The organism is Marinoscillum sp., from assembly GCF_040222955.1.
GTDB lineage: Bacteria > Bacteroidota > Bacteroidia > Cytophagales > Cyclobacteriaceae > Marinoscillum.
Genome location: NZ_JAVKCA010000007.1, coordinates 283,947 through 297,361, shown reverse-complemented (window position 1 = coordinate 297,361; position 13,415 = coordinate 283,947). Strand labels below are relative to the sequence as shown.

At 47.6% G+C, this 13,415-nt stretch carries 7 protein-coding genes; all 7 read left to right on the top strand.

The features are described from left to right. Positions 1–62: 62 nt before the first annotated feature. The 7 genes from RIH33_RS03365 to RIH33_RS03335 all read left to right on the top strand — a co-directional run bounded on the left by RIH33_RS03365 (position 63) and on the right by RIH33_RS03335 (position 13,412). Positions 63–3,098, top strand: a complete 3,036-nt coding sequence (locus RIH33_RS03365) for a SusC/RagA family TonB-linked outer membrane protein (protein ID WP_406653665.1) — start codon at positions 63–65, stop codon at positions 3,096–3,098. 3 nt (positions 3,099–3,101) lie between these two features. After that, positions 3,102–4,583 (top strand): RagB/SusD family nutrient uptake outer membrane protein, encoded by a 1,482-nt coding sequence (locus RIH33_RS03360; protein ID WP_406653664.1) that lies wholly within the window; start codon positions 3,102–3,104, stop codon positions 4,581–4,583. A gap of 62 nt (positions 4,584–4,645) precedes the next feature. Continuing rightward, entirely contained in the window at positions 4,646–5,917 is a 1,272-nt protein-coding gene (locus RIH33_RS03355) for an Ig-like domain-containing protein (protein ID WP_406653663.1), read from the top strand. A 151-nt stretch (positions 5,918–6,068) separates the two neighbouring features. After that, positions 6,069–8,075 carry a glucoamylase family protein gene (locus RIH33_RS03350; protein WP_406653662.1) on the top strand — a complete coding sequence of 669 codons (2,007 nt, stop codon included), beginning with the start codon at positions 6,069–6,071 and terminating at the stop codon, positions 8,073–8,075. Continuing rightward, a complete protein-coding gene (locus RIH33_RS03345) occupies positions 8,068–9,411 on the top strand; it encodes a glucoamylase family protein (protein ID WP_406653661.1) in 1,344 nt (447 codons plus the stop codon). The genes RIH33_RS03350 and RIH33_RS03345 overlap by 8 nt, the downstream gene beginning before the upstream one ends. Positions 9,412–9,439: 28 nt before the next feature. Then, positions 9,440–11,734: a beta-glucosidase BglX gene (gene bglX, locus RIH33_RS03340; protein ID WP_406653660.1), complete on the top strand. Its 2,295-nt coding sequence runs from the start codon at positions 9,440–9,442 to the stop codon at positions 11,732–11,734. Positions 11,735–11,915: 181 nt separating this feature from the next. Beyond that, the gene (locus RIH33_RS03335) at positions 11,916–13,412 is read left to right on the top strand and encodes a sulfatase (RefSeq protein WP_406653659.1); all 1,497 of its coding nucleotides are present in this window, start codon (positions 11,916–11,918) and stop codon (positions 13,410–13,412) included. Positions 13,413–13,415 lie beyond the last annotated feature (3 nt).

Below are 13,415 nucleotides of genomic sequence, written 5' to 3'. Positions count from 1 at the left end.
TAGCTGGAAAAACCTCTAAAGTTGCATAGATGCAATCGTTATCTCATTGACAACTTTATAATATGAGGCACTTTACTAAGCTATTTATTGTCATTATCGCAATGATTTTCACATCCAGCTATGTGGATGCTCAGGATTTTAAAATTAGCGGAACAATCCTCGATTCTGAGACCAGGGAGCCGCTGATTGGAGCCACCATCATTGAGAAAGGTACCACCAATGGCACGGTGACGGATTTAGATGGTAATTACCAACTGATGGTCTCTGGTTCGGAGGCTGTTTTGGTTTTTACCTATGTGGGTTATAAGTCCAGAGAAATTCGGGTGAATAACCAAAGTGTGATCAACACTTCTCTGGATATAGATTTTTCTGAACTTGAGGAAGTAGTGGTAGTGGGGTATGGTTCGGTGAGGAAAAGTGACCTTACGGGAGCCGTGGCTTCAGTGAAAGGGGAGGATTTACTTAAGGTGCCCAATGCGAGTCCTGTGCAGGCCCTCCAGGGAAAGGTTTCAGGACTTCAGGTTTTGAGTCCCAGTGGAGACCCGGGCGCTACACCTGTGGTGCGGTTAAGAGGGGTTACCACGCTCAATAACAACAATCCGCTTTTTGTGGTGGATGGAGTGATTATTGAGAAAGGAGTTTCAGATAACAGTGGATCAGGTACGCCATTGGACTTCCTGAATGCCAATGACATTGAGTCAGTGGAAGTACTGAAGGATGCTTCGGCTACCGCCATTTTTGGTTCCAGAGGAAGTAACGGGGTGATCATTATCACCACCAAGCGGGGAGTGCAGGGCGCTCCAAGAATCAATTTTAGCGCAGAGCTGGGTTGGCAGAGGGTTGCCAACAAAATTGACTTGATGAATGGTCAAGAGTTTGGTCAGTATGTCAATGACATTGATTTGACGGAACCTGGCCCATACAATGTGGATCAGCTACCTACTACCGACTGGCAGGATGAGATATACAATGACTATGCGCCCATTCAATCCTATTCATTCTCTTTTGGGGGAGCGAATGAGAAGGTGGATTATTACTTCGGACTGGGCTATTTCGGCCAGGAGGGTATTTTACCTAAGTCAGGCCTGGAGCGGATTACCACCAAAATCAATACCAATTACGAAATAGCCAAGAATTTAGACATTGGACTCAGCCTTTCTGTGGCACTCAAAGAAAAACAGAACAGCCCGGGAGTGGTGAATACGGCACTACGCGCGTGGCCTATTGATGCGCCTTATACCACAGACCCCGTGACCGGAGAGCAAATATTTGCTGAGGTGCAGGGTGGCGGAAATGCACTGGCGGCCATCGAATACACCAATAATGTCAATAAGAGTATAGAGAGTGTCGGAAACGTTTTTGCTCAGTACGCTTTTTTGGATGGGTTTTCGGTGAAGTCAAGTTTGCAGTTTTCACTGGGCATGAGCAAAAACAAGAGCTTCACACCTGAATACTTTGTAGCTCCCTTGCAGCAAAATGAGACCAGCGATATTTCACAAGAATATAATGACAACAGTTTTATTCTATGGGAAAACACCATCTCTTATGTGAAGGAGATCGGCGTCCATCGGTTCAATACCGTGGCGGGCTATACCACCCAGCGAGTGAAGTCTGAATTCTTATCGGGTTCTGCTCAAAACCTGCTCCGTGATGGTGAATCCTTCTGGTACATCGACGCTTCTGATGGCGATCCATTGCTGCAGGACGTGTCCAACAATGCTTCCCATTCAGCCATCCAGTCTTATTTGTTCAGGTTCAATTATAGTTTGATGGACAAGTATTTGTTTACCGCCACTTATAGAAGGGATGGTTCTTCCAAGTTTGGCCCTAACAACCGATATGGCGTATTTCCATCGTTGGCACTTGGTTGGAACTTATCTGAAGAGGCATTTTTTCCTGACGTAAGTTTTCTGGGTAACATGAAGCTGAGAGCAAGTTGGGGAATTGTGGGAAATGATAAGATCAGCTACGATGCTCAGTTTCCACAAATCGACCAGGATTTCGGGGCGGTGTTTGGACAAAACGAACAGTATGTATCAGGGGCTGCTTACGCGACCGGGGGTAATCCCAATCTGAAATGGGAAGAGACCGTACAGTTTGATGTAGGATTAAACTTTGATATGTTCAGTGGTCGGTTGGTTTCCGAAATGGATTATTACGTGAAAACAACCAATGATATTCTGGTCAACCTGGAGCCCATAGGGTACTCAGGGCTCGGAGCTTTCCAGCAGATTGTATATAATGTGGCTTCTGTGGAGAACAAAGGGTTTGAGTTTAGTCTGAACTGGCAGGATGATATTGGCAACTTTAACTACAAACTCGGATTTTTGGGATCAACTGTCAAGAATACCGTGCTGGAGCTTGGGCAGGACATTGGTGTGGATTCACTCATTGTAGCGGGTGATCTTGGGAACGGACAGCAGGTTTCGAGAACCGCAGTGGGCCAGCCCATTGGTTTCTTCTATGGCTATGATGCCATTGGCGTATTCCAGACACAGCAGCAGGTGGACGCCACACCGCACCTTTTCGGGCAGACGGTTGGTGATTTGATCTACCGGGATGCCAATGAAGACGGTATACTGGATGGAGATGACAGGATCATGCTGGGGAATTCGATTCCCGGGCTGGTTTATGGATTTAATACAGAGGTTGGGTACAAAGGGTTTAGAGTGGGGTTGGATTTTCAAGGGCAAACGGGTGTAGATATCTACAATGGCAAGCAGGCAGTGAGGTTTTCGCTGCTCAATTATGAAACCCGATTTTTGGATCACTGGACTCCTTCCAACCCTTCCAATGAAAATTTCAGAGCCGTTTCCGGAGGGACCAACTACACACCTTCCAATTATTTCATAGAGGATGGATCTTACCTGCGATTGCGGACAGTCACACTGTCTTACAATTTCCAGCAGGCCGTTTTGAATAGCGTGGGTGCACAGTCACTCAAAGTGTATGTGCGTGGTACTAACCTTTTCACCAAGACACAATTCAGCGGATATTCTCCGGATCTGGGAGCATCCAGTGCCCTGGATGGGGTTATTGACAAGGGGGTTTATCCCATTACCAAAGTATATAGTGTGGGACTGAATTTAACTTTTTAAGCGATGAAATCTTTAAAATATACATTCATAAGTCTTGTTTTTTTCTTCTCTGCATGTGAAGAGAACCTGGAGAAGCCTTTGCTGGGTAGCCTGACTGCCGGCACCTTTCCCCAGTCAGAATCTGATGCCGTACTGGCGGTAAACGGAGTGTATAACTCCCTTCGTGTTTGGAATATCCATACAGGTGGTTTTCCACTTTTGGACATCATGAGCGATCAGATGACCAAGGGAAGTAACCCCGGAGATGGTACGGCCATTGCTCCGTATGATAACTTTTCCCACACGGCCACAGAAGGCTCTGGTGACAGGTGGTACAAAACGCTCTATCAGGCGATCCGCCGAGCCAACCTGGTAATTAACGAGGTACCTAATGCGGCCATCGTGATGGATGAAGACCTCAGAGCGAGGATCGTGGCAGAGGCCAGGTTTTTAAGAGGGTATTTTTATTCTCAGCTGGTTCAGGGCTTTGGGGCAGTACCCCTGGTACTGGTGACGGATCCGGCCCTTGATCTGGGTAAAACCTCTGCAGAGGAAATTTTCAACCAGGTGATTTATCCTGACCTGCTACATGCTGCGGAGTTTCTTCCTGAAAAATCGGAATACTCAGCAGACGAAGCTGGGCGCGCCACCAAAGGGGCAGCCAAGGCCTTGTTGGCCAGACTGTACCTCTTTAATGGTGACTTTGTGAATGCGGAGAAATATGCACTGGAAGTCATTGCATCTGCGCAATACGAGTTGGAACCAAACTTTGCCGATGCCTTTAGTCATGATCATGAGTTTGGGGTGGAATCAGTCTTTGAGATTGGAGCGTTGCCCTTCCCATTTGATCAGGGGGGCAATCAGTATGGTAACACCATGGGTATCCGTGGAACGCCCAATCGTGGGTGGGGTTTTGGGAGACCAGCTTACCCGTGGATAGTGATGATGCAAACCAACAATGACCCAAGGATGGAAGCCAGTATTATTTTCCTGGGTGAAGTACTGGATGGTGTGGAGACCGGTGGAGACGCCTCCACTCCCGATACCACCAGAGTGGATGGGGACATTGTAGAAATAGAGGTCTATAACCAAAAGATATGGCATCCCGGCCCTGGTACCAATGAGTCATTTGGCCATAACAAGCGAATCATCCGATATGCTGACGTACTGTTGATGGCTGCTGAAGCACTTAATGAAAACAATAAGCCCGCTGAAGCGCTGGAATACCTTAATGAGGTGCGTGAACGTGCCAGAGGGGGCAATGCTGGCATTCTGCCTGATGTTACTGTGACAGACCAGGCTGCTCTTCGGTTGGCCATAGAGAATGAGAGAAACTATGAACTGGCGTTTGAAGGATTGAGGTTTTGGGATTTGGTGCGCACCAATAGGGCGGAAACCATCCTGGGGCCGCTGGGGTTTGTGAAAAACAAGAACGAACTCTTTCCGATCCCCCAATCTGAAGTGGATATTTCAGAAGGAAGGATTTCCCAAAATGAAGGTTATTAAGTGAATTCAATGACAAGTAAATAGAAGTAAAAGAGGATTATTAAACCTAAAATGAAGTAAGTATGAAAACAATGAAATTATTAATGGTTCTGGCGCTGTTGGCCAGTACGATGGTTTTTATCAGTTGCGGAGATGACGAAGGTCCGAGTGCACTGGCACTTGTGAGTGTGAGTGCTACAGGTACTGATGTACTTTCAGGTGAAGCGACCAGCGTGGATTTGAATGGTGCCACTTCAGCAAGTGGTGTTCCTGTTGATTTAGTGGTTACGCTTACTTTCGATAAAGAAGTGGACGCGGCCACAGTAAGTGCTTCTACAGTTTCTATCAGTGGTGTGGCAGCAGAAGTAGCTGCCAGCGGCGCTACAGTGACCCTAACCGCAACAGAAGAGTTGGCAAGAGGCACGGACTATACGCTTTCTATTGGCGCTATCGTAGCGGCTGATGGCGGTGAGTTTCTAGCCACCAGCAGATCGTTTGCCACAGGTGGTGTAGCTGAGGTTACTCCGCCAAATGCCGATGCACAGGTAGCCTACTGGAAGTTTGACGGAGATGATACAGATGAAATGGGTGCTTTCGACGCGGATAGCCGTACTAAGATTACCTACGTTACTGACAGATTCGGTCAGGCAGAGAGTACCGCTTCTTTCGACGGTGATGAGAGTTTGATCCAGGTGCCAGGTGCGGATGCGCTGATGGATACCGATGATTTTACCTTGAGCTTCTGGATTAAGTCTGACGGATCTGATGTGAACGACAATGACGAAACCCGTGGACAGTTTGTAATGGGCTTAGGTGCGTGGAATGGTTTCCAGTTTGAAATCTTTGGCAACTACAGCGGATGCAAGTTAGCCTCTACTTATGCGCTTTCAGGAGGAACTACCGGCGTACAGGATCTTTGGTGGTCTACCACAGGTAACCTTGGATGGCAAGGATGGACTTTCGATCAGGACGTATCTGCGTCAGGTGGTTTGGCTGCTATCATCAAAGACAAGTGGGCGCACGTTATTGTGAGCTATGATGCAGCAACCAAAATTGGTGCAATTTATATCAACGGTGAGCTGAGAAAGAGCCAGGACTTCAACCTTTATGGTGAGACTCATGCCCTTTACAATGCAGTAGGAGTGGCTTACAATGGCAACGATGCACCCGGCAACAAATTAGCCTTTGGTTTTATCCAGGGCAGCGAAAACAGAGTGATTACAGATGACTGGGCAAACCCTGTTGGTTTCCCTGATAACAATCACTTCAAAGGACAAATGGATGATGTGCGTGTATTCCATGCATCTTTCTCTGCTACTCAGGTAGCTGAACTGTACAATGCAGAAAAGCCTTAATTAGGTTAGTGGTTACATAGTGGTTGAGTCAGGAGTCGTTCTCATAGGCTCCTGACTCTTTTTTTCTTTTTTGAGATAATTCTATCTGGCTCTTCAATGAGCATTTTGCTGATTCATGGATTCATTTGAGAATCATAAAATATTTCACATCATGATACAAAAAGGTATGCGGGCAGGCGCGGGTCTTATGTTAGTTTTCCTTTTTGTTTTCAGTCTGGCTGGCTGCGGAGATGACTCCCCGGGGGGTGTCACACCTGCCACCATGCAATTGACCGCTTTGCGGATCGGTATAAGTAATTTACTGTCCAACCCGGAGGCTCCCCAACCTGTGGATAAGAGTATCCTACTCAGTTTTTCTCATGCCCTGAATGAGACCACCGTTTCAACCAGTATATCCCTCATCGATGAAAATGATCAGGCTGTTGAGCTGGTATTTTCCCTGCTGGATAATGATAAAACAGTTTCGATGGCTCACACTGAGGAATTGGCTATCAATTCTACCTATACCCTGAGTATTTCCAAAGACATTAAAGGAGCGGAAGGGGAAACGTTCCCCGGATATGAGGTGATCTTCCTCACAGAAAATCCACCCATGATACTATCAGGTATTACTATTGATGGAGCATCACCTGATCAGAATCAAAGAATTATCAACATCAGCCGTCAACCGGTTTTTCAATTGACGTTTTCTGACCCCTTGGATTTAGAATCACTCAAAGACAATATTAATCTGTCTGGTGGCAGTAGTCAGGCAGCATTCAACGTTGCAAATGGCGGCTCGGATAGCACCTTTACCCTGACGGTTACCCAAAACCTGGAGGGCTATGAGCGGTATTCCCTTTTCATCTCTTCGGCACTCACTTCGGTTTCCGGAAAGAAATTTGAAAGCTACCAGCTTCCATTTTACACTGAATTAGATTCTTCACTGAAATTTCCTGAGATTTCTGACGAAGCATTGCTTACCAAAGTACAGGAGCAGACTTTCAGGTACTTCTGGGACTTTGGTCACCCGGTGAGTGGCCTGGCCAGGGAGCGTAACACCAGTGGAGAAACGGTTACTTCCGGTGGTTCGGGTTTTGGACTGATGGGCATTATCGTAGGAATAGAACGTGGCTTTATTACCCGACAGGAGGGGGTGACTCGCCTGAATAAAATAATCACTTTTCTGGATGAAGAATCCGACCGGTTTCATGGTGCCTGGTCACATTGGCTCAATGGTACCACAGGAAATGTCATCCCGTTTAGTAGTGATGATGACGGTGGCGATTTGGTAGAGACCGCTTTTATGGTGCAGGGCCTTCTGGCGGTAAGGCAGTATTTGGACAGTAGCAATCCAGAAGAAGCCGATCTGATCGCACGGATCAATTCCCTTTGGGAGGGGGTTGAGTGGGACTGGTATACCCAGGATGGGCAGGATGTTCTGTACTGGCACTGGTCTCCCAATGTAGGCTGGCAGAAAAATCACAAAATTTCCGGCTGGAATGAAGCCCTCATGGTCTATGTACTGGCGGCAGCTTCACCCACGTATCCCATTGATCAGGAGGTATATACTGCCGGGTGGGCCCGCAATGGTGCCATGGTGAATAGCTCCGGAGCGTCTTATTATGGATATCAGCTGGATCTGCGGTCAGATAAGGGTGGCCCCCTCTTCTTTGCGCATTATTCCTTTCTGGGCTTGGATCCGCGAAACCTCACTGACCAGTATGCCAACTACTGGGACCAGAATGTGAATCACACGCTTATCAACAGGGCCTACTGTATTGCCAACCCGAAACGTTTCGTCGGGTACTCGGCACAAAGCTGGGGACTTACCGCCAGTGATAATCACGAAGGGTACAATGCCCACTCCCCTGACAATGATTTGGGAGTGATTACCCCCACAGCGGCCATTTCCTCTATTCCATACACCCCGGAGGAGTCGATGGAAGCCTTGAGGCACTTTTATTACATATTGGGGGATAAGCTGTGGGGCGAATATGGATTTTATGATGCTTTCAACATCTCGGAAGGCTGGACAGCCTCTTCATACATTGCGATTGACCAGGGACCTATTCTCGTAATGATCGAAAATCATCGTACAGGCTTACTCTGGAATCTCTTTATGTCTGCACCTGAGGTGCAAAGCGGACTTGATAAACTTGGATTTAACTATGAATAATTTATTAAAAATAGGGGCACTCATAGGACTCGTATTCATGGGTGCGTGCAGCTCCAGACAGAAGGAGCAGGTGGTCACCACACTCATTCCCGAAGACTCTCTTTTGGACAAAGTGCAATATCAGACTTTTCAGTACTTCTGGGACGGAGCGGAGCCTAACTCTGGCCTGGCCCGGGAGCGCGTCCACATGGACGGTATTTACCCGAGCAATGATGAAAATGTGGTCACCTCCGGCGGGTCCGGATTTGGTGTTATGGCCATATTGGTTGGCATTGAGCGCGGATTCATTGAACGGGAGGAGGCTGTTCGCAGGTATGAACGAATTCTTGACTTCCTGGAAACTGCCGACCGTTACCATGGCGTGTATCCGCATTGGTGGTATGGTGATACCGGCAAAACGAAGGCCTTCAGCAAGAAGGATGACGGTGGAGATTTGGTAGAGACAGCCTTTCTTATACAGGGACTTCTGGCAGTCCGGCAGTACTTCAAAGATGGCAATGAGCGTGAAAAGGCCATTGCCGGGCGCATCAATACTATTTGGAAAGAGGTAGAGTGGGATTGGCACACCAAAGGTGGTGAGAGTGTTCTATACTGGCACTGGTCACCCAACTATGGTTGGGAGATGAACTTTCCGGTAGGTGGGTACAATGAAGCGTTGATTATGTATGTATTGGCAGCTTCTTCACCCACACACCCGGTGACACCAGACGTGTATCACAAGGGCTGGGCCCTTGATGGGGGCATTGAATCAAACGAAACTTATTACGGGTATGACCTGGTGCTCAATCATTATGAGCATGATGAGAGTAAAGTAGGGCCACTGTTCTGGGCCCATTACTCTTACCTGGGTTTGGATCCGAGAGGGCTCAAGGATCAGTATGGAGAATATTGGCCGCTCAATCAGAATCATGCGAAAATCCACTATGCATATTGCCTGGAAAATCCTGAAAAATATGAAGGGTATGGTGAGAACTGTTGGGGAATGACCTCCAGCTATTCCATGAAGGGCTACGCCGGACACAGACCGGGAGCAGATTTAGGGGTGATTTCGCCCACCGCTGCCTTGTCTTCTTTTCCTTATACACCTAAGGAGAGCATGCAGATGTTGCAGTTTTTGTATGCTCCGGAGCGGGATTCTCTGGTGGGGAAATATGGACCTTATGATGCCTTTAGTTTTAGCGCCGACTGGTACCTGCCCAGGTATCTGGCCATCGATCAGGGGCCTATCCCGGTGATGATTGAAAATTACAGGAGTGGACTGCTTTGGGACTTGTTCATGTCTGCACCAGAGGTGCAGGATGGCCTGAAGAAATTAGGGTTTGAGTATGAAAAATAGACACACATTTTTACACCAAAGGAGAACAATGAGGGATCAATTAGTGCTTGGGATGATGATGGTAGGGTTGTTTTTGGGCGGGTGCTCCGCACCTGATCAGCAACGAACAGTTGAGCCCTATGAGGCTCAGATAGACTCTCTTTTAAAGCTCATGACCATCGATGAGAAGATAGGACAGCTTAACCTTCCCGGGGCAGGTGACATCAGCACAGGGCTGGCTTCCAATACAGGAATAGTGCCGAAGATCAAGGCCGGACAGGTAGGCGGTTTATTTAATATCAGCGGTGTAGAAAAGATCAGGGCAACCCAGCAGATAGCTGTGGAAGAAAGCCGACTTAAAATCCCGTTGATTTTTGGAATGGATGTGATTCATGGATATAAGACTGTTTTTCCTATTCCCTTGGGACTATCATGTGTCTGGGACATGGAATTAATCGAGCAGTCTACCAGAATAGCTGCTCAGGAGGCCACTGCCGATGGCATCTCCTGGACTTTTTCTCCCATGGTGGATATCTGCCGTGACCCACGATGGGGTAGGATATCCGAAGGAGTAGGCGAAGACCCATACCTGGCATCTCTGATGGCTAGGGCGATGGTGCAGGGATATCAGGGTGATGACCTTTCTTCATACAACACCATGATGGCCTGTGTTAAGCATTTCGCCCTATACGGAGCCATAGAAGCAGGGCGCGATTATAATACCGTGGATATGAGTCGCGTGAGAATGTACAACGAATATTTCCCACCCTATCAAGCCGCTGTGGACGCTGGTGTGGGGAGTGTCATGGCTTCTTTCAATGAAATAGATGGGATACCGGCAACAGGTAATCGCTGGCTGATGACGGAGGTGTTGCGAGAGCAGTGGGGTTTTGGTGGTTTTTCAGTCACGGATTACACAGGGATTAATGAAATGATTGACCATGGCATGGGCGACTTGCAAACGGTGTCTGCCCTGGCTTTGAAAGCCGGAATAGATATGGATATGGTAGGCGAGGGCTTTCTGTCAACACTCAAAAAGTCATTGGAGGAGGGGATCATTACGGAAGCACAGATCGATGCAGCATGCAGGAGAATTTTGAGGGCGAAGTTTGAACTTGGCCTTTTTGAAGACCCCTATCGATACTGTGACGTTCAGCGATCGGAGACGGAGATTTACACTGCTGAAAAAAGGAAGGTTGCCCGGGAAATAGCCGCTCAGTCATTGGTGCTTTTGAAAAACGAAGACAATGTGTTGCCGCTGAAGAAGGGCGGTACCATTGCCTTAATCGGGCCATTGGCGAGTAACAAAGAGAACATGACCGGAACCTGGAGTGTGGCGGCTGATTTCTCCAAATCTATTTCACTTCTGGAGGGAATGAAAACCGTGGCTGGAGCTAATACGGATATTCTGTATGCTAAGGGTGCCAACGTTTATGAAGATGCTGAACTGGAGGCCAGGGTGAGTATTTTCGGGAAGCCCACGTACAGAGATGATCGTTCCGCAGAAGCGCTCATCAATGAAGCGCTGGCCATTGCTCAAAAATCGAACGTAATTGTAGCCCTGCTGGGTGAATCTGCTGAGATGTCCGGTGAGAGCTCCAGTAGATCAGATATATCAATACCCGAGAGCCAGCAGCACTTGCTTAGGGCACTCCTGAAAACAGGTAAACCGGTGGTCCTTGTGTTGCAAAGCGGCCGACCGCTTACCATCAAATGGGAGTCTGAAAGCGTCCCGGCGATTCTGAGCACATGGTTTGCAGGAAGTGAAGGTGGGTTGGCCATAGCTGATGTGCTTTTTGGTGAGGTGAATCCGTCGGGTAAGTTGAGTACCACTTTCCCTCAAAATATCGGGCAGGTACCTATCTATTACAATCACAAGAACACAGGGAGGCCCCTGGCGGAAGGTCAGTGGTTTCAGAAGTTTCGATCCAATTACCTGGACGTAAGCAATGAACCCTTGTATCCTTTTGGGTTTGGGTTGAGTTATTCCACTTTTGAATTCGGTGAAATGACCCTGTCTTCTCAGGAACTAAAAGGGCCGGAGGTACTTCGGGTGTCTGTGCCTGTCACCAATGGCAGTGAGGTGGATGGCAAAGAAGTGGTACAGTTATACATCAGGGATCTGGTGGGAAGTATCACCCGTCCGATACAAGAGCTGAAGGGTTTTCAGAAAGTGTTAATTCCTGCGGGAGAAACCGTTATGGTCACCTTTGAGGTGACTACTGAAGACCTGAAATTTTATAACTCGGATTTAGATTTCACCTGGGAAACTGGTGAATTTGAGATCATGACAGGCCCCAACTCAAGCGAGGTACAACGGCAGAAAATTAATTGGACGAACTAAATTGATAATGATATTCCCATAGTTGTTACTTCTTCACACTTCAGAAAATCCCACCACTCAGGAAGCATTGACCCATTCGCTTTTAAAGGTATCAGACTTCTGGGAATAAGTCTTGTGCCGGCGATTATGACGATTTTTTCTGGTGGTGGGTATTTTGACATTACCACAAAAGAAGAAAAAAATGAAGCGAGCTTTTAACCTTGTACTTCTGGCTGTTATTGTTTCAGCATGTAGCCAGAGGGAACAGACCACCCCACAACCAGATCCTGCGGGTCGTAAGAACGTGGTGTTTATTCTCAGTGATGATCATCGCTATGATTTTATAGGATTCATGGGGAAGGTTCCTTTTTTGGAGACCCCTCATATGGACAGAATGGCCACAGAGGGAGCGCATGTTCAAAATGCCTTTGTGAGTACCTCATTGTGTTCACCCAGCCGTGCCAGTATCCTCTCAGGACAATACGCCCATAACCACAAAGTCGTGGACAATCAGTCGCTGATTCCCGAGGGGACGGTTTTCTTCCCTGAGTACCTCCAGAAGGAGGCGGGTTATCAAACCGGTTTCATCGGCAAGTGGCACATGGGTGAGCATCATTCTGGCAAGCGTCCGGGCTTCGATTTCTGGGCCAGTTTTAAAGGCCAGGGTGTTTATTATAACCCCACCATCAACTTCAACGGTCAGGATCAGGTGCATGGGGATTCAGCTTACGTTACCGATGTGCTGACCGACTATGCCATTGATTTTATAAGCAATCGTGATCAGGAAAAGCCATTTTTTCTATATCTGTCTCACAAGGGAGTACATGCCGATTTTAAGCCGGCTAAAAGGCATATTGGAAAATATGAGAATGAACCTGTAGCTTACCCACCCACCATGTTTCCTCCCGGGCACGAACGAAGTACTGTCTCCGCGGACGAGTACAATTATGAGGATCTACCCAACTGGGCCAAGGCACAGCGCAATAGCTGGCATGGAGTGGATTATATGTACCATGGTCAGATCAATTTTGAGGACTTTTACAAACGCTATTGCGAAACGTTGCTTTCTGTAGATGAAAGCATAGGCACCGTACTCGACTACCTGGAAAAAGAAGATTTACTGGAGAATACCGTGGTGATCTACATGGGCGATAATGGGTTCTCATTTGGCGAACACGGGCTCATAGACAAGCGACAGGCCTACGAAGAATCCATGCGGGTCCCGATGCTGGCCATGGGTGGAGGTATCCCGGCCGCATCCGCGGTAAGAGAGGTGGTTCAAAATGTGGATGTGGGACCTACAGTAATGGACCTGGCGGGTCTGGAGACCAAAGCGCATATGGATGGGAGCTCTTTTAAAAAGCTACTGTATCAGGAATCCATCCCCTGGCGAGATACGGTCTATTATGAGTACTTCTGGGAGCGGCCATTCCCTCAAACTCCAACAGTGCATGCAGTGCGCACCTCACAGTATAAGTATATTCGCTACCATGGAGTTTGGGATATCAATGAATTATACGATATTGAAAACGATCCGAATGAAATGAATAATCTGATCAGAAATGAAGATTATGCGGAAGTGGCGAAAGGGTTGAGGGAAGCACTCTTTACCTGGTTGTCAGAAACTGGAGGTGAGTCCATGCCACTAAAGCCTGATCATGGAAAACGATTTGATCACATATACAGAGGTACCTATTGAACT